The organism is Secundilactobacillus silagei JCM 19001, assembly GCF_002217945.1.
GTDB lineage: Bacteria > Bacillota > Bacilli > Lactobacillales > Lactobacillaceae > Secundilactobacillus > Secundilactobacillus silagei.
On record NZ_BCMG01000008.1, the window covers coordinates 56,893 to 75,170 of the forward strand.

Genomic DNA, 18,278 nt, shown 5'->3' on the forward strand with positions numbered 1-18,278 from the left:
GCTCGCTTTCTAATTGATTACCAATAGCATACGCCCATTCGGTTTTCAAAACCACGTAACGTTGTGGCGTTACTTCGCCGGTGGATCCGCAATTGTAATCACGATCTTACCATGCGCATGGTGGGATTCGCTGCGAATGTGAGCTTCCCGCAACCCTGCTGTCGTTAACGGGTATTCACTGTCTATAATCACTTTCACCTTACCGTCGGACACTAATTCAGCTACCGCTGACAGATCACGGCCATTAGGATGCAGCCACCAGTGCTTCGCCGACGGATGCCCGTTTTGCTGAGTCGCTGTCGGGCGGCCCACAATACTGATCAAACGGCCCGTTGGTTTCAAAATTGCTAACCCATTTTCAATATCATCCGTCGTATCAAACACGGCATCGTAATCATGCAAGACGTCAGTAAATTTTGTCTGGTGATAATCGATCACTTCATCCGCACCGATCGCCCGTAACAGGTCATGATTTGCGGCACTAGCGGTGGTTGCCACGTACGCACCCTGCGCTTTCGCAATCTGAATGGCATACAGTCCCACACCGCCAGCACCGCCCTGAATCAGGACCCTATCGCCCTTACCTACTGCAAGCTGGTTGACAATCACTTGATAAGCCACCGTTCCTGATAACGGAATCGCTGCCGCCTCTTCAAACGAAATATTAGCTGGTTTTAAGGCCAGTTGATCTTCACCAACCGCTACTCACCAACCGCTACATACTCGGCATAGCTGCCACGGGTAGCATCCGCCGAATTAGCCGGCCTAGCAATCACTTCGTCGCCGACTTTGAAACGGGAAACAGCAGCCCCAACCTCGGTGATCACACCCGAAACGTCCCAGCCCAGAACCATGGGAAACGCCGCACCTGACCCTGCCGTACCTTTACGGGTGCGCCAATCAATGGGATTCACACTAGTGGCGACCATTTTAACCAATACTTCATCTGCACTAATTGTGGGTACCGGCAATTCCGCTTCGTGGAGCTCCTGCGCATCACCGTAACGATCAATCACAATTGCTTTCATTTGATTCAGCCTTCTTTCGCAAAATCCAGTGAGTTCATTTTGCGCATAATATAAGCTGTATTGAAGTGAAATACAAGCATTTCAAATCGGCATTATCCGATACAAAAAACGTTGCTATTACCCAATTAGGATGATAGCAACGTTTTTTATTATGTGTGGTCCATTAGCCGGAGTCTGAGTATTATGTGTCTCGTTTTTAGCGAGGTTTTAAAATGATTTCTACTATAATATTAGCTAACCTAAATATGTGTATGTGAACATTATGTGATTAAACTTCAACTTGTTTGCTGATGGTTTCCTTAATGGCATTCCCTAACCGTTCGATACCAGTGACGATCTTATCGTCTTGCATGTTGGAGTAGTTCAAACGGAAGGTGCCAGGAATAACTTTGTCCGCATAGAATGGTTCGCCAGGAACAAAGGCAACATCGTGGTCGATGCAGGTGTTAAAGAGTGTTTGCGTATCAACACCCGGTACTTCGACCCAGATGAACAAGCCGCCTTCTGGATGGCTGTATTTGGCATTCTTTGGGAAGTACTTCTCAATGGCGTCCATCATGATGCCTTCACGGCGACGGTAAGTCTCGCGAATCTTAGCGATATGGTCGTCAATATTGAAGTCTTCAAGGTATTTAGCGATAATGTGCTGGGTTAAGTTATCTGAATGGACATCAACGGTTTGCTTCATTAAAGTAAACTTCTTGACCAGATTCTTCTCAGCAACGATCCAGCCGATCCGAAGCCCTGGGGCTAAGATCTTTGAGAAGGTGCTCATGTAGATCACCCGTTCGTCATGTTCAAAGGTCTTAACGGGAGCAACATCTTGACCAGCAAAGCGAATAGCGCCGTATGGGTCATCTTCGAGGATCATGACATTGTACTTATCAGCAATTTCAATCATCTTTTGACGACGATCGGCTGGCATTGTCCGGCCGGTTGGGTTTTGGAAACTCGGAACGGTATAGATGAACTTGGTGTTCGGATTATCCTGAACCGCCTTCTCTAAGGCATCCATCTTCATCCCATCGTCATCCATTGGCACCCCCACCATGTGAGCGCCGTAAGACCGAAAGACATCCAGGGCACAAAGGTAAGTTGGCTGTTCGACGATGACCGTATCACCGGGGTTAACAAAGAGCTTAGCGGTTAAATCAATGGACTGCTGTGAACCAGTGGTGATCATAATGTTATCAATATCGCAGGCAATCCCTGAACGGTTCATCCGCTTAGCAATTTGCTTACGTAATTCCGGATAACCGGCAGCAATACTATATTGTAAGGCTTGGCGACCGGATTCGTCATACACCTCGTTAGTGACCTTCTTTAAGTCTTCAACGGGGAATAATTCAGGTGCGGGTAAACCACCCGCAAAGGAAATCACTTTCGGATCTCCTGCCACCTTCAAAATATTACCAACTGGGTCTTCATCGCTTTCAGGAATGTTGTTTGCAAATTGATATTTCATTATGCTTCCACCTGTGCTTTCTTTGAATCAGCCACGTTTTCTTGTGGCTTGTGATATTTACGCATCATTTCTGCCATATGAACTTCTTGGACAACGAATTCGTGTACCCGGCAAACGTAATCATGTTCCCGACCGATCTTGGCAATGTAGCCGTTAATGTAGTCGACTTCTGTAGGACGGCCCTTTGAGAAGTCTTGGTACATTGATGGGTAGTGGTACTTGTAAGCTTGGCTAACTGGGATCACTGAATCGATTTCTTCTTGACGGGATTCGATCATGTGGATGCCGGCCCGTTCGCAGGCATCAAAGGCTTCGTTAAAGAGTGTGGTTGCCATCTTCGTGACGCCTTCGTATTCGATAAATTGGCCCATCTGCATTTCAAACATCGTGCAAAGGGTGTTGGTCACGGCGTTAAAGACAACCTTGGACATGCACATGCCCTTCCATTCGTCGACCATGACTGGACCCATCTTAGCAGCTGTGAAGTCGTTGAAGACGGCTTCAGTCGTCTTATCAGCTGGCTTATTGTTGTAAGGTGCCATATGCATCACTTCGCTGTTAACGGGGCCCATGAAATCAACATTAGCGGGACCATCAAGCCGGGTAGCAATCATCGCCGTCCCACAAATAATGTGATCTTTAGGGAAGTACTTTTCGATCTTTTCGAAGTGGCCCATGCCGTTCATGGCTGAAAAGACGTATTGGTCGTCGTGGAAAATGCCGGCTTTACTGTCGCGTTTAAGTTCTTCAGCTAATTGCATCTGCTTCTTAAAGATGATCCAAACATCTGGATGACCCGTGTATTCTTCTGGGTAATACATGTTGATGGGAATAATTCGGCGATTCTTGTGATCTCGGGCAACTGAAACACCGCCTTGTTCACGGACTTTCTTAACGTTTGGTTCCCATGTATCGATGAAGTCAACGTCTACGCCAGCGTTTTCCTGAAGCATGACACCATACCGATAACCCATTGCACCTGCACCAATAATTCCGTATTTCATGACGACCACTCCTTTTAAAATTTTTAATATCTATCAACTGTACGACAACTAAAAAACGCCCTTTGGTCAAAGACCAAAGGGCGTTTAGTAACGCGGTACCACCTTAATTCAAATTACCGTTTGAAGTAATTCCTCAACACGCACGGCAACCTTGGTTGCGATACGCTGCACGATAATGGGTGCCACCAGTTCGCCTCGAAAAGCGAACCCGTCGAACGCGATCTTTCAAGTCATAGTCCTAATACCGTCTCACCAAATCGGTACTCTCTTCATAAGGCTATGTCCCTAATCCACCGGGTCAAATCTTGTTGTCGTATTTGAAATGTTGTATGTAGTGTAGCGCTGAACATGAGAAAATGTCAATCATTTTTAATAACTTAATTTTAAAATTGGCGTATTGAAATCTGAATAAGCACTGATATAATAGGCTTTATTGACTTCGAAATTATTTTTAGTTTTTTGAGAAATGAACATGATTTATGGTTTCTCACTAAAATAACAGAAGTTAAATAATCGATCAGGAGTGTCTGTCTATGTGGAAAACTAAGTCATTTTCAGAATTATCAACTAAAGAACTGTATGAGATCTATCATCTCCGAGTAGCCACCTTCGTTGTCGATCAAAAGCGGATCTACCAAGAAGTCGATGAAAATGATCTCAAAGCGCTGCACGTCTTCTATCAAGATGACAGTATCGTTGCCTATTCCCGAGTCTTTAAAACGGACGCTGGCGTCACCTTTGGCCGGGTAGTTACCGATAAGGCCCACCGGGGTATCGGGCTGGGTGATCAGCTGATGACGAACATTTTAACGACCATTCGAACGCATTTTGCCCATTTACCAATTGAGATCGAAGCGCAGGTCCAAGTTGAAGGCTTTTATCAAAAATACGGCTTCAAACCGGTTGGTAAACAATTTATCTTCCAATCAACGCCCCATATTAAGATGGTCCATGATCCATTAGCTTAATAGACTAATTTAGAAAGTAATTGTGTCAATTGCGTTTGTTCCTCTGCCGTCAGCTGTGAGACGAGTCGATCGGAGGAGTGTTTTTCAAAAGCGTGCAATTCTGGATACACATCTGCCCCTTTTTGCGCCACGTACACTCGGCGTAACCGTTTATCTTTAGCATCGTCTTCTAATCTGAGATAACCGCTATCTACAAGCTTTTGCACGGTTCGAAAAGCCGTCGTGCGGTCGATTTGGACAGAATCTGCCAGTTGACCGAGAAACATACCGGGCTTCTCATAAGTCCGAATAACATAGATAAAGGCATTATTAGCTAACCCTAGTCTTCTAAACTCCGCGTTGGTCTCAATTTCGGTTTGGCGCGTAATGGCACCAATGTCACGAATAATTTCAAACATCATTTTTCCTCCGTATGATACTTTCTGCCTCTAATTTACAGTAAGGTTATTGTATTTACAATGAACTAGTGCTAAGATTTCACTAAGTTATTGCAAATGCAATGAATAATCATACATATGCTAAGGGGGATTATTAATGTCAGCTTTCTTTATCTTTGTTTTTGTGATGTCCTTTACGCCAGGGCCTAATACGATGATGGCCATGGCTTCCGGTCAGCAACGCGGTTTCCGTTCCAGTTTACAGCTCAATATTGGCATGCTATCCGGCATGGGTTTTATGGGTCTAATGGGCGCCTTATTCGCCCATTGGCTCCAGTCAACCCCGACATTTCTGACGGTGATGAAAATCGTTGGTACGGCTTACCTCATCTATCTGGCCTACCATATGTTCATTAGCAAGCCTGGTGAACAAGATGACAGTACCGGTGGTTTTAAAACTGGAATGCTACTGCAGTTAACCAATATTAAGGGCTATCTGTATTTCATTACTGGGCTAGGTGCCTTTAGCCTAACTGGTTTATTGAACAATATGCCGATCAAGTGGTTGCTCATGGTTTTAATTGGCAGTCTAGGAACCTTTGCATGGACGGTTTGCGGAACCATGATGAGTCGCTTTTATAAGCGCTATTATCGCATCTTCAATACCATTATTTCGCTATTACTCGTATTTGCAGCAGCTGATCTTTGGCGATAAGGTCATTACAGATGTTTCACGTGAAACATCTATCGACATAAAAATGAGTTCTGATATCAACCGATTTGATTCGATCACTATCAGAACTCATTTTTTATGCTGACTTTTAGTCCATTGCCAGTGAACCGTGTTTGACACCGAGACGATCAGCAATACCGATCACTTCAGCCAGTGTCTTATCGTCAATAATCATGCCGTTTTGCTTCCGGTCTTCGTAGGCTAAAGCCTCTTTATCCCCGTGCACATAGATCTTCTTGCCGGGAATAGCCGACAGCTCACGAATTTGCTGTAAATATTCGGAGAAGCGCTGAACGATTTGATCCACATCACCAAAGATTGCTGGATCAATGGCAATAAAGCTTTGACTGGGACCCACCTGTAGATTTTCAGGACTAATTTCAGTTGAGGTGTTGCCCATCGAAAGGATGGCCGTGAACACTTCGACGATAATTCCTAAACCAAACCCCTTATGACTCCCGGTTTCTTCCGTTACCCCACCCAGTGGTGTGAGACCAACGTTGGATAATGGATCGCGTAAAGCATCCAGATCGGCGGTATCGTGGTGGTCATTAATCTCTTGATTCCCATCTTTAGCCACCCACAAGGCTGGTAGATCCTTTTCCAGCTTGCGATAAACTTCAATTTTACCCTGAGGGACCGTCGTCGTCGCGGCATCATAGATAAAATTATGCGGTTTGGCTGGCATGGCAAACGCAATTGGGTTGGTCCCAACAAAGGCTTGTGTCGCGTGTGTTGGTAACATCGCCGGCCGTGAGTTAGTTGACGATAAGCCGATCAATCCCTGATCAGCAGCCATATTCGCATAGTAGCCGGCAATCCCATAATGACCAGAATGCCGAGTCGTCACAATCCCCACACCATGCGCTTTAGCCTTCTTAATCGCAATGTTCATGCTATAAATACCGTTCAGCTGGCCTAAGCCAAAGTTAGCGTCAACGACGGCGCTAACGTCGGTTTCTTTAACCACTTCTGGCTTACTTTGAACCCGAATTTTACCATTTTGAATGAAGTGATCATACATTACCATCCGCTGTACACCATGCGAAGCAATCCCGTGTAGATCGGTATAAATCAACGTTTCAGCAACTGCGGAACTTTGTTTTTCCGTAAATCCGTACGCCTTATAAATCTTATGTACCAACGCTTTAACCTTGTCACTATCGTATCGTTTGACCATTTTCAACATCCTTTACTAATGTATTTATGAAAATTAGATTAAATTATGTACCGGTTTTATTATCGGCTTCCTGTTCGCTGCTTGCAACCTGCTTTTTTTAATTCAAATTTGCATTTTTATCATCTATATTAATATGATATCCAATTTATCTAATAATTTTATCATTTTTACCATTATCACTAGATTTCCTATTTCTAAATAAGGCCATCGTTAATTAACCATTCAAATTCATGGTCACATTGTGCTACAGTATTAATATCACGCTTAATAAAGGAGGAAGTCTCTATGGATTCAGTAACCGTCCAGTCCAGCTGGCGGTCAGACCTGTCTATTTTCTTTTTGGGGATGTGTGCTTTGTTAAACTTATACGCCACACAACCCGTGCTGGAACAGCTTGCCACACAGTATCGCGTGTCGATCAGTCTCGCGACCTTGACGATCAGTGCCACCACATTTGGTGTGGCGATCACCGCACCGCTTGCCGGTTCGATATCCGATCGTTACGGCCGCCGGAAATTAATGTTGTGGGCCATTTTAGCAATGGCTTTAGCGACTATTATCTGCATGTTCAGTCCTAATTTCACCTTGCTTCTGTTAGGACGCCTGCTGCAAGGCATTGCGACCCCCTTTGTGTTCGCAGTTGCTGTAGCCTACATTACGGAAACTTTTGCACCCAAGGACGCTGTTCGTCTAAATAGCCTCTACGTTGCCGGAACTGCCTTTGGCGGTTTCTCTGGCCGGTTCTTTGCAGGACTTTTCTTTGATACCTTTCATTCAATTCCCGCTATTTTTCTACCAATGGTCATCATTTTAGTTCTGGCTTATCTCATGACCCTGCGCTGGTTACCGCAAGACGACCAGTTCGTTCCTAGTGATTCTGTCTGGCAGAGTATTGCCGGTATTGGCAGTCACCTGCTCGACTGGCGCCTGCTGTTGACCTGTTTCGTGGGGATGAGCTTACTTTTTCAGCAAGTGGCGACCTTTACCTACGGCTCACTGCGCCTGCAAGCTGCCCCCATTAATTTAAGCACCATGGCGGTCGGCTTCGTGTTCATCGTCTTCTTAGTTCCTTCGATACTGACGCCATTTATTGGTCGGCTCATTTTAAAGGTGGGCGTCAACACGACGTTTCTTTTGACCTGTACCCTAGGTATTCTCGGGTTATTAGTGGCGCTGATTCCTAATCTATGGACGATGATCTTGGGCTTAACCTGTTCTTGCGTCTCGGTTTTTGCCGGCCAGTCCTGTGCCTTGGAATTCGTTGGTCAGCACGTTAAGCAGAATAAATCGGCAGCTATCGGCTTATACCTCATGTCTTACTATTTAGGGGGCACGTTAGGCGGCATCGTGCCTGGCCCGGCCTACGCCCATTTTGGTTGGATCAGTACAGTGGGCATCATCTGTGTGATCTCACTGATTGCGCTAGGTGGTGCTCAGTTAAGCTGGCACGGTCAGCCTAACCAATAAAAAAAGCGCATATTGCTTTACTATTCCTTAACGATTACTTTAGAAAGTAGCATGGAAAAATTCACATTTTTATCACAATTTTTGTTTATGATTTGAACATAGTCAATTAGAAATTAGTTGACTTCCCTTTAAAACAGATAACGATATTTCGATTTTTCCTCCTCCCCAAATCAGGATAAACCAAGGATTAATACGCTATCACTCCCCTCGACCTCACCACAACCCCTAATGTGGTGGGGTCATTTTTTTGTAGACAGAGTGTGAAAGTCAGCGTTTAGATAGTGGAGTAGAAGCCCCGTTAACCGAATTTCCCGAACTTGGAAATTGGGTTAACGGGGCTTCTATGCAACTATCTGCTGACTTGAACACGTTTCAGCTATGTAAAATTATAATTACCCACAAAAAAATCCAGCCATCCACCGATGACCGGATTATTTATTGACATAAGAAAAGGCAGGCCCGCCGACCTTCTGAATGCACGAATGCACCGATCTTTGGAATCCCGCCATGGTTTGGCACCGCTTGATAGTATCGCATGGTTAGTGAGTTGTGTCAAGGTGTTTAGGAGCTTAGTGGCTCATACGGTTTACATAGCCTAATCGGGCTTCAGCAGACAGAGAGCTGTAGCTAAGGCAGAAACCTTGCACGTAAGGGGGAAACACCACCCAAAGCCCAAACCCAGGCTTTACGTGGCATTCCCCCTTACGCTCCAGTTCCTAACCGCCTTGTTTACGCACCTTGACTTGGATCCGCCCCATACGCAATCGATGAGAACTTGTTATACGATTTTACAAACAATAATTTAACCGTGCCTCGAGGGCCCGACCGGTTCTTTTCAATAATGACTTCAACTTCGCCGACGTCTTGCTCGCCATCGTTGTCGCCTCCGCCGCTATCATCACTATCGTCGTCATCACGTTCATAGTAGTCATCCCGGTAAAGAAACGACACAATATCGGCATCTTGTTCAATTGAACCAGATTCACGGATATCTGACAGCACTGGCCGCTTATCTTGACGCTGTTCCACGCCACGCGACAATTGCGACAGCGCAATAACTGGCACATGCAGTTCCTTTGCCAGTTTTTTCAGCTGCCGCGAAATTGCGGAAACTTCTTGTTGCCGGTTTTCCGCGCCAGTACTTTCAACCAGTTGCAAATAATCCACCACAACTAAACCTAAATTACCGTTCTGCTCTTTAGACAACCGCCGACATTTTGCCCGAATTTCAGACATTTTAATGCCGGCTGTATCATCAATAAAGATTTTCGCTTTGGATAAACTACCCATCGCAACGATTAAATTCTGCCATTCGCCTTCTTCAAGCTGGCCGGTCCGCAAGTGGTTCGCGTTAATACTGCCTTCCGCACACAGCATCCGGTTGACCAGTGATTCGGCACTCATTTCGAGACTGAAGATCGCCACGGCTTTATCCGTCTTAGTTCCCACGTTTTGTGCAATGTTTAGGGCAAAGGCGGTTTTACCAACCGCTGGACGAGCGGCTAGGATCATCAGTTCATCATCATGCAGCCCCGTGGTCATCTTATCTAGATCCGGATACCCGGTCGATAAGCCAGTTACGGTATCGCCCTTCTGTGATAGCCGGTCGATCTCTTCAAAAGTTGAATTTAACACATCTTTGATTGCTTTAAATCCCGCCCGATTGCGGGACTCATTGACGTTCATGATAGACTGTTCAGCCTGATCTAACAGTTCATCAACCGGCGCATCTTCTGAATAACCATCCGTCACGATCTTCGTCGCTGTTTGGATCAGCCGGCGTAAAACGGCCTTTTGAGCCACAATCTTCGCATAGTAGCCCACGTTAGCTGCCGTTGGCACAGACGCCGCCAGCTCGGCAATATAGGGCATACCACCAATGTCTTCCAGCTGGTTTTGCCGCTTTAATTCATCTGAGACCGTGACCACGTCGATGGCTTCATCCCGGTCATTTAAATTGACCATTGTCTGAAAGATCAGGCCATGTGCACGACGATAGAAATCATCCGCGGTCAGCTGTTCCATTGCGTCAACCAGGGCATCGCCGTTTAAAAAGATGGCCCCAAGTACCGCTTTTTCCGCCTCAATGTTTTGCGGCGGCGTTTGATCTCTCAACCCTTCACTCATGATTCATTACTCCTTGCTGTGATAAACGAAGGGGTCGGGGCAAACTCAATTTGCCGACGACCCCTCGAAAAAATGGACTTCAAATTACTTTTCTGAGATGTGAACCCGGATACGGGCAGTCACATCTTGATGTAATTTAACGGGCACGTTGACGAAGCCCATAACTTTAATTGGTTCGCGTAATTCGATCTTGCGCTTATCCAATTTGATACCGTACTGCTTGTCCAAAGCCTGGGCAATCTGCTTGCTGGGAATGGAACCAAACAACCGGCCGTCAGTACCAGCCTTCGCTGCTAATTGAACGATGGTATTGTGATCTTCCAAGACCTTCTTAACGGACTCAGCTTCCTGACGTTCTTCTTCTTCGCGCTTAGCTTCAGCTTTTTGTTGACCCTTAAGCTGACTCATTGCACTGGCCGTCGCAGCCTTGGCTTTTCCCTGCTTGATTAAAAAATTTTGGGCATAGCCGTCTGAAACATTCTTAATTTCGCCGCGATTACCTTTGCCGCGAACATCTTGCAAAAAGATAACTTTCACAATAAGTCCTCCTTATTCAGCACACCGAGTAATTCCCGAAATGCCAAGCTTTATCGCTCCCATAAACGGGAACTTTCATTAAATAACTTTACCATAATTACGCCTCAATAACATGAAAGTCGCCATTTTTTAATGTCGAACTATGCATTATGTGGCTGGGGTAGCTTCTTCATCAGTCTGAGCATTTAAAATGGCCACCAGCTGTTCTTTGACTTCCGCTACCGTGCTATCAGCAATTTGTGTGGCACCACTCGATAGATGACCGCCGCCGCCCATCTTTTCCATAATAATTTGAACGTTAATTTCACCCATGCTTCGAGCGGAGATCCCGATTCGGCCATCATCGCGCTTAGTAATCACAAACGACGCATCCACTCCGGACATATTAAGCAGATCATCCGCGGCTTGAGCGGCCGTTACAGAATCGTAAATCTGGTCTTCTTCGCCGGCGATAATCGCCAGATCTTCGTGAACAAACGTGACCAGCTCAATTAGGTGATTACGTTGCAAATAACTGTCAACGTTTTCCTTCATAAACTGCTGCATCTGAACCGAATCAGCACCAGCGGAACGTAAATAACTGGCCGCATCAAAGGTGCGTGAACCAGTCCGTAATGAGAACGACTTGGTATCAATAAAGATCCCCGTCAGCATCGCTGTGGCTTCAATCTTATTGATCGGTTCGCTTTCTTGAGACTGATACTCAAACATTTCGGTGATCAGCTCACACGTTGAGCTCGCATAGGGTTCAATGTAGACCAGCATTGGATTTTCAGGGAACTCCTCGCCACGCCGGTGATGATCAATGATCATGACCCGGTTAGTGAGCTGCTTGTAGAGTTCTGGTGAAATTGATAATGACGGTTTGGAATGATCCACCATCACTAACAAACTCTGCTTCGTGATTTTAGCCAGCGCTTCTTCAGGTGAAATGATAGCATCGTTGATTTCAGGATAGTCTTTGATAGAATTCAGGAGCTTTTGGACATCACTGTGAATATCGTGACGATCCAAAATAATGTAACACTTCTTCTGGTTCATCTGCGCGATCCGCCGAATCCCCATACAAGCCCCAATGGAGTCCATATCAGGCTGCTGGTGTCCCTGAACGAAGATGGCATCCGACTGGTTCATTAACTCTTGTAGGGCCTGTGAAATCATCCGTGCCCGAACCCGTGTCCGTTTCTCCATCGGGTTGGTCTTGCCGCCGTAGAACCGGGCTTCTTCATCTTGTGCCCGAACAACCACCTGATCACCGCCACGGCCAAGAGCCAAGTCCAGATTACTCTGGGCCTGATCAGCCAATTTTGGTAGATCAGCGCCGCCATACGCGATCCCAATACTTAAAGTCAGTGGGAAGTTTTGCTTGGAAGTACTCTCACGAATGGTATCCAAGATGCTGAACTTATCGGTTTCCACTGCCTTCATTGCTTGGGCATACATGAACACTAGGTAATGATCATCATCCAGCCGTTTAAGGTACATTCCAAAGCGCTGTGCCCAAGCCGACAGTTCGTTAGTCACGTAGTTTCTGAGGTTAGAAACTTCCTGATCCGTCATGGACTGCGTTACTTCATCGTAGTTATCCAAAAAGACCTGGCCAATGGCGACCCGTTCATTTTCGTAGCGCTGTTCGATCTGGGTGAAATAAGTGACCTCAATCATGTAGACCGCCCGAAAATCTTTTTGAACTAAGAATGAAAATTGGCGACCATTCCAGGTCACCGTTTGTGGCTGTTTATCATTCACATGATCTTGAATTAACTTTTCCAGTTCCGGGTCAACATCGTTCATCCGCTTGCTCAAAACGGTCTGATCTCCGAAATATTGCTGCAGGTATGGGTTGACCCATTCGATCGCATCATTATCGCCAAAGATCATAACCCCCACGGGCATGTCGATCAAGGCCTCTTGTTCGCCACGATTAATGCGAAACGACAGGTCAGCAATGTAACGGTTCATGTCTTCGCTAATCTCATTCATGGTATTAAAAGAAAATACCAAACTGGTAACCACTGCTACTAACGCTAATAACCCTAAAATCCATGAGAACAAAAAGGCCAGAACGATCCCTGCAATTGATAATGCGATCATGAATAGTGACAGACCGCGAAGACGTCTATTTCTTAAAAATTCGGGTAAATTAACCCTTGAAAATAAACCGCTCATCTTCAGACTCCCCTACTTTTTGTCGCTGATAATAGTAGTTATATTTTAGCACAAATGACTCCCAGGTGTCTGTGATTGAAAATCGCTGTGTCCTTCAGAACTTAAAAAAAAACTTACGAAAAAGATTTTTTTCTGGTAATGTAACCCATTGTGCAAAAAACTTTTTCTGAAAGTGAGGAATTTATTCAATGGAACAGCAAGCTTCAATAACCGCTTCTCAACCACGTGTCAGCGTTAAACACCCAGCATTAGCCATGACCAGTATGCTGATCGGTGCCTTTGTTGGCATGTTTAGTGAAACGTCTTTAAACATCGCCTTACCCAGTTTGATGGCTAATTTAGGCATCACCACCGCAACTGTCCAATGGCTAGTAACCGGCTACATGTTAGTGATCGGGGTCGTCTTACCGTTAAATAGTTTGATTACCAAGTGGTTTACCACGCGGCAGGTCGTTATTTTTGGACTGTTAGATTTTCTAGTCGGTGCCGTGATTGCAGCCTTAGCACCAAATTTCCCGGTATTATTGTTCGGTCGGATGATTCAAGGCATTGCCACCGGTTTGATCCTGCCGTTAATGTTTACGGTTGCCATGCAGGTCTTCTCACCAGCTAAAATTGGGGCCGCAATGGGGGCCTGCGCCATGGTCATCATGTTCGCACCAGCTATCGGACCAACTCTGACTGGCCTGATCTTAGCCAAGCTTTCTTGGCACTGGATCTTTTGGGCATTTGTCCCCTTCTTAGTGATCGCCTTGATTTTTGCCCTGACATCCCTGGAAAACGTGGGTCAGCTCAGTAAACCTAAAATTGATGTTCTATCCATTTTAACGAGTGTGGTAGGCTTTGCCAGCATCGTCACAGCCGTTAGCTTCGCCAGTTCACACGGCTGGGGATCACCCCTGGTTTTAGGCCTATTGCTGTTCGGTATCATCGTTTTAGCCGTTTATGCTTATCGTCAGGTTCATATTGAAACACCTATCTTAAATCTGAAAATTTTCGCCAATCCGGCTTTTCGGGCTGGCGCCTTGATGGTGATGCTGGACTTTGGCATCATCCTTTCTGCCATGTATATTTTACCGATGTATATGCAAAAAGGATTATTACTACCCGTTGCCATGACGGGGATCATCATGCTGCCAGGCGGTATCGTCAACGCCTTGGTTTCCGCGGTTTCCGGTCGTTTATTTGATAACTTCGGCGCTAAGTGGTTAACTCGGTTAGGTTTTCTCATTGCCATTATTGGGAGTGTCATGCTACTCACGACCGGTACGCATACTGCTGTGATGTTTGTTATTGCCGCTCACGTCATCTTAATGATCGGCTGTCCATTAGCGATGTCTCCGGCACAAACACACGCGCTCAATGCGTTAGCTGGGCCTACCTCTGGCGATGGCAGCACCATCATGAATACCATGCAGCAAATTGTCGGCGCCATTTCCACCGCTTTAGCCACCAGCCTCTTAGGTATCGGCCAAGCAGCCAGTCATTTAGGCGCTCAGGGTGCCTTTACGGCCGGGGTCCACGTTGCTATCTACTTACCACTTATCTTAGCTGTCATCGCGTTAATCATTGCGTTTACGACGCGTTCTTTTAAGACAGCTCATTAATTAAATGAATCGTTCAGCAAAAAGACGTTTTCGTTGGTCAAAATGACCCTGCGAAAACGTCTTTTTTAATTTCTTAGTGTCCTTGATTAATCTTGTCCGTGTTTGCGCCGTGCAAACCCAAACCAACCGAGAATGCTCAATAGTAAAGCACCAATGAACGTTGGTTTGACTGAAGAATCTTCATTGGTTTGTGGTAATGCCGCTGTAGCCGTCTTTTTAGGCTGCTTAGTCATCATTGTTTGTTGATAAGCTTCGTGACTTGGTGTTGCAGCAGTTGCCGCTGAGCTGGTTGTTGCTTGTTGCTCAACTGATCCAGCTTGCTCACCCGTTTGAGAGGTTGTATGGCTCTTTTCAGTTGTTCCCTGCTGCTCAGTATCACTCTGACTCGTAGTTTCTTGATTCGTAGTTGCAGGATTTGTCTGCGGCTGTTTTGCAGCATCACCGTGACCTCTATGACCTAGTGCCGTTGTGTCATCCGAGGTACCAGGTGTCGTTATATCCGTAGTATGATGTCTAACTGGTTTAGGTAAATTAGTCACTGATGGCACTCCCGTAGTATCACTAGGATGTGCAGGTCGAGTAACAGGTGGCAGCGTCCCTGTATTAGGATCAGACTGTGTGGGCGTGTTAGGCGTAACCGGTGGCTCCACCGTACCTGTATTGTTATCAGGCTTTGTAGTTGTGTCGGGATTTGTCGGTGGTACTCCTGCACTGTGATCAGATTGTGGAATTCCTGGTTGGGTAACATAAAAAATCAATTCATTTGTTCCATAATTGCCAGAACCATTTGAACTAAAACGAAAAATAATATTATGAGCTAATATCTGACCATTATGATTCATTAAAGTATCTGTTGCGGCATCATAAGACCATACAGAATCGGTAAATGTTAATTTATCTCCTAAGTTAAAACCAGTAGTATTACCAGCTCTCAACGTTTGCTCAATCGCTGATTTAACATTCCGAATTTGGTTATCCTTTACATCTTTTATATCTATTGGTACGTAAATGATAGCTTGCTGACCACTTAAATATTGGTCTGAAACCATTGACTTAGCACTTGTTATCTTACTGATATCGTTGCTATCAAAGGCATACAATCCAATATTAGGGATGTTTTGACCAAATACTAGTGCATTAATTTTATTATTTGCAAAAGCGTTCATACCAATGCTAGTAACCGAATCGGGAATGTTAACAATACCACTAATATGGTTACGTGAATTTGACTTCGTAAGATTACGTGAAAAAGCATCAATACCAATTGTTTGAACCTTATTTCCTAAGATTAAGCCGCTCATATCATTATCTGCAAAAGCTCGGTCACCAATGCTAGTAACTGAATCGGGAATTTCGATAATCCCTTTAACCTGATTACCTGAAAAAGCATCAATGCCTATTATTTGGACACCTTTACCTAAGGTTAATTCACTAATATTATTGTTTGCAAAAGCCCTCGCATCAATTCTAGTAACTGAATCGGGGATAGTGACACTACCAATATGGTTAAGTGACTTTGGATTTTTAAGATCATGTGAAAAGGCATCTTCACCAATTATTTTAATATTTTTGCCTAAAGTTAATTCACTAATGTCATCATCTGCAAAAGCTCTTATACCAATGCTGATAACTGAATCTGGAATAGTGACAAGGCCGCTGATTGGATTAACTGAAAAAGCATCTTTTCCAATTGTTTGAACGCCCTGACCAAGGTCGACTGTTTTAATTTGATTTTGCGTAAACGCTTTTTCGCCAATACGAGTTACTGTATCAGGAATTTTAACAGCCCCAATTTGGTTAACTGAAAAAGCATCTTCACCAATTATTTGAACTCCTTGGCCTAGATCTACTGTACTAATGTTATTTCGCGTAAAAGCATCATTACCAATATAAGTGACTGTATTAGGAATAGTAACAGTGCTAATTCCTTTATCAGCAAAGGCAGAATTACCAATTGCTGTCACAGATTTACCATTATAAGTACCTGGCACATTAAGGCTAGTTATTTGCCCATCATTACCAAGATACTTCTGCAAATCACCAGTATAGCCCGTAACAGTATATGTTCCATTACTATTAAGGGCATAAGTATAGTCTGTTAATCGCGTACGTATCAGATTGCCATTCGAATCCAGATTTAGCGTCCAATAATTACCAGCTGCGTCTTTTTCAGCTACTTTAGTCGTAGCATCAAAGAAATTCTTACCAATCATATCAATATTCTGACCAAGTACTGCTGTACTAATTTGGTTTTTCGCAAAAGCATTCATATCAATTGACTTCACACTATCAGGAATCGTGATAGCACCGCTGATCTGATTACCCGAAAAAGCATCCACTCCAATTGTTTCAACTTTTGAGTTTGAGTCTGAATCGCCAAATTGTAACCGTGTTATTTTATTGTTCGTAAAAGCCCGATCACTAATAGTAGTAACCGTATCTGGAATGATGACTGTCCCACTAATTTGATTACCCGAAAAAGCATCCATTCCAATCGTTTCAACTTTTGAATTTGAAGCTGATGCCGAATCACCAAATGTTAATTGTTTAATTGTGATATTCGCAAAGGCACGATCACCAATAGTGGTAACTGAATCGGGAATATTGACTGTCTCAATGCTATTATTTGAATTTTTATCATTTGGATTACGTGAAAAGGCATCATTGCCAATCGTTTGAACGCTCTTACCCAAGTTTAAAGCTGTAATATTATTATTCGCAAAAGCATCATGACCAATATTGATAATTGAATCAGGAATGGTTACAGTACCACTAATATTCTTATGATTAAAAGCACCGGCCCCAATTTCTGTGACTAAACCACCATTATACTGACTAGGCAAGGTAATATTAGTTTGACTGCCACTGTATCCTTTAATAGTATAATTAGCGCCATTTTGGGTGAATTGATAATCCGTTATCGGTGTCTCTGGTGTTGATGTTTCGGGTGCTGGCGTCGCAGTCGGTGCCGGTGATGCTGCTGGTACAGTCGGCGTTGCTGTAGCGTCAGCTGGTTTTTGATCAGGTTGACTTACCGAACCATCTGTCGTTGGCTTTTCCGAATCGCTTGACTGATTGCCGGAATCAGTTGTATCACCATCTGGTTTGGACGAATTGGCACCGTTCGTTATCACTGAGTCTCCAGCTTGTGATTGATTAGAGTCCGTTTTTGTATCCGGATCAGTTGCTGGCTTTTCAGCTGATGTCGGAACAGCATTAACATCCGTGCTTTGAGTTATCGGTGTAGTTGCAGTTTCTGTTTGCGCACTAGCAACCGTCGTGGTGAGGGTAACGCCTGTTATTACTGTCATGGAAATAACGCCCATACGTAACCAACCTTTTTCTATATTGCACTGGAAACGATGAGCCTGTCCAATAAGTGGATTATTCAATCCAGTAGTGTTGTTTTTCATGTAATTGTATTTCTCCCCATTATTTACTTTTATATATAAGTGTTTGTTTTGAACAGATACCCAATTACTATAGCACTCTCGTACTCACTTAAAAAGGTCTCATGAAATTTGTTTTAAAAATTATTAGAGTAATAATCAAAAACGCCTTCGCAAAGGCATTTTCAACCTTACGAAGACGTTTTTAATACTTTTAATCTGATTGT

At 44.4% G+C, this 18,278-nt stretch carries 12 protein-coding genes and 1 pseudogene; 4 read left to right on the forward strand and 9 right to left on the reverse strand.

The window, feature by feature from the left end:
* Positions 1–69: 69 nt before the first annotated feature.
* The 3 genes and pseudogenes from CES79_RS08180 to CES79_RS08190 all read right to left on the reverse strand — a co-directional run bounded on the left by CES79_RS08180 (position 70) and on the right by CES79_RS08190 (position 3,497).
* Positions 70–1,028, reverse strand: a pseudogene (locus CES79_RS08180) (NADP-dependent oxidoreductase).
* Positions 1,029–1,296: 268 nt separating this feature from the next.
* Positions 1,297–2,493, reverse strand: a complete 1,197-nt coding sequence (locus tag CES79_RS08185) for an aminotransferase-like domain-containing protein (protein WP_089136876.1) — start codon at positions 2,491–2,493, stop codon at positions 1,297–1,299.
* Positions 2,493–3,497: a ketopantoate reductase family protein gene (locus tag CES79_RS08190; protein ID WP_089136877.1), complete on the reverse strand. Its 1,005-nt coding sequence runs from the start codon at positions 3,495–3,497 to the stop codon at positions 2,493–2,495. The genes CES79_RS08185 and CES79_RS08190 overlap by 1 nt, the downstream gene beginning before the upstream one ends.
* 533 nt (positions 3,498–4,030) lie before the next feature.
* On the opposite strand from CES79_RS08190, the gene CES79_RS08195 reads away from it, so the two are divergent.
* Entirely contained in the window at positions 4,031–4,465 is a 435-nt protein-coding gene (locus CES79_RS08195; RefSeq protein WP_054655591.1) for a GNAT family N-acetyltransferase, read from the forward strand.
* Here CES79_RS08195 and CES79_RS08200 read toward each other — a convergent pair.
* Positions 4,462–4,863 carry a MarR family winged helix-turn-helix transcriptional regulator gene (locus CES79_RS08200; RefSeq protein ID WP_054655593.1) on the reverse strand — a complete coding sequence of 134 codons (402 nt, stop codon included), beginning with the start codon at positions 4,861–4,863 and terminating at the stop codon, positions 4,462–4,464. The genes CES79_RS08195 and CES79_RS08200 overlap by 4 nt on opposite strands.
* Before the next feature lie 136 nt (positions 4,864–4,999).
* On the opposite strand from CES79_RS08200, the gene CES79_RS08205 reads away from it, so the two are divergent.
* Positions 5,000–5,557 carry a LysE family translocator gene (locus CES79_RS08205; protein WP_054655595.1) on the forward strand — a complete coding sequence of 186 codons (558 nt, stop codon included), beginning with the start codon at positions 5,000–5,002 and terminating at the stop codon, positions 5,555–5,557.
* A 106-nt stretch (positions 5,558–5,663) separates the two neighbouring features.
* On the opposite strand, the gene CES79_RS08210 is transcribed toward CES79_RS08205, so the two are convergent.
* The gene (locus CES79_RS08210) at positions 5,664–6,755 is read right to left on the reverse strand and encodes an Ldh family oxidoreductase (protein ID WP_054655597.1); all 1,092 of its coding nucleotides are present in this window, start codon (positions 6,753–6,755) and stop codon (positions 5,664–5,666) included.
* A gap of 285 nt (positions 6,756–7,040) precedes the next feature.
* Here CES79_RS08210 and CES79_RS08215 point away from each other — a divergent pair, with 285 nt between their 5' ends.
* A complete protein-coding gene (locus CES79_RS08215; RefSeq protein WP_054655599.1) occupies positions 7,041–8,222 on the forward strand; it encodes an MFS transporter in 1,182 nt (393 codons plus the stop codon).
* A gap of 729 nt (positions 8,223–8,951) precedes the next feature.
* Here the strand turns inward: CES79_RS08215 and dnaB are convergent.
* The 3 genes from dnaB to CES79_RS08230 all read right to left on the reverse strand — a co-directional run bounded on the left by dnaB (position 8,952) and on the right by CES79_RS08230 (position 13,055).
* Positions 8,952–10,349, reverse strand: coding sequence for a replicative DNA helicase (gene dnaB / locus CES79_RS08220; RefSeq protein WP_089136878.1), 1,398 nt, complete (start codon positions 10,347–10,349; stop codon positions 8,952–8,954).
* Between the two features lie 84 nt (positions 10,350–10,433).
* Positions 10,434–10,886: a 50S ribosomal protein L9 gene (gene rplI / locus CES79_RS08225; RefSeq protein ID WP_089136879.1), complete on the reverse strand. Its 453-nt coding sequence runs from the start codon at positions 10,884–10,886 to the stop codon at positions 10,434–10,436.
* A 147-nt stretch (positions 10,887–11,033) separates the two neighbouring features.
* Complete coding sequence (locus CES79_RS08230) at positions 11,034–13,055, reverse strand: DHH family phosphoesterase (protein WP_089136880.1); 2,022 nt, start codon at positions 13,053–13,055, stop codon at positions 11,034–11,036.
* Between the two features lie 188 nt (positions 13,056–13,243).
* Here CES79_RS08230 and CES79_RS08235 point away from each other — a divergent pair, with 188 nt between their 5' ends.
* The gene (locus CES79_RS08235) at positions 13,244–14,662 is read left to right on the forward strand and encodes a DHA2 family efflux MFS transporter permease subunit (protein ID WP_089136881.1); all 1,419 of its coding nucleotides are present in this window, start codon (positions 13,244–13,246) and stop codon (positions 14,660–14,662) included.
* 86 nt (positions 14,663–14,748) lie between these two features.
* On the opposite strand, the gene CES79_RS08240 is transcribed toward CES79_RS08235, so the two are convergent.
* Positions 14,749–18,075: a leucine-rich repeat protein gene (locus CES79_RS08240; protein WP_089136882.1), complete on the reverse strand. Its 3,327-nt coding sequence runs from the start codon at positions 18,073–18,075 to the stop codon at positions 14,749–14,751.
* Positions 18,076–18,278: the final 203 nt, after the last annotated feature.

What these genes read in the sequence shown, in the direction of transcription:
- CES79_RS08185 (WP_089136876.1), bottom strand. Translation starts at nt 2,493, where the DNA reads ATGAAATATCAATTTGCAAACAACATTCCTGAAAGCGATGAAGACCCA.
- CES79_RS08190 (WP_089136877.1), bottom strand. Translation starts at nt 3,497, where the DNA reads ATGAAATACGGAATTATTGGTGCAGGTGCAATGGGTTATCGGTATGGT.
- CES79_RS08195 (WP_054655591.1), top strand. Translation starts at nt 4,031, where the DNA reads ATGTGGAAAACTAAGTCATTTTCAGAATTATCAACTAAAGAACTGTAT.
- CES79_RS08200 (WP_054655593.1), bottom strand. Translation starts at nt 4,863, where the DNA reads ATGTTTGAAATTATTCGTGACATTGGTGCCATTACGCGCCAAACCGAA.
- CES79_RS08205 (WP_054655595.1), top strand. Translation starts at nt 5,000, where the DNA reads ATGTCAGCTTTCTTTATCTTTGTTTTTGTGATGTCCTTTACGCCAGGG.
- CES79_RS08210 (WP_054655597.1), bottom strand. Translation starts at nt 6,755, where the DNA reads ATGGTCAAACGATACGATAGTGACAAGGTTAAAGCGTTGGTACATAAG.
- CES79_RS08215 (WP_054655599.1), top strand. Translation starts at nt 7,041, where the DNA reads ATGGATTCAGTAACCGTCCAGTCCAGCTGGCGGTCAGACCTGTCTATT.
- dnaB (WP_089136878.1), bottom strand. Translation starts at nt 10,349, where the DNA reads ATGAGTGAAGGGTTGAGAGATCAAACGCCGCCGCAAAACATTGAGGCG.
- CES79_RS08230 (WP_089136880.1), bottom strand. Translation starts at nt 13,055, where the DNA reads ATGAGCGGTTTATTTTCAAGGGTTAATTTACCCGAATTTTTAAGAAAT.
- CES79_RS08235 (WP_089136881.1), top strand. Translation starts at nt 13,244, where the DNA reads ATGGAACAGCAAGCTTCAATAACCGCTTCTCAACCACGTGTCAGCGTT.
- CES79_RS08240 (WP_089136882.1), bottom strand. Translation starts at nt 18,075, where the DNA reads ATGAAAAACAACACTACTGGATTGAATAATCCACTTATTGGACAGGCT.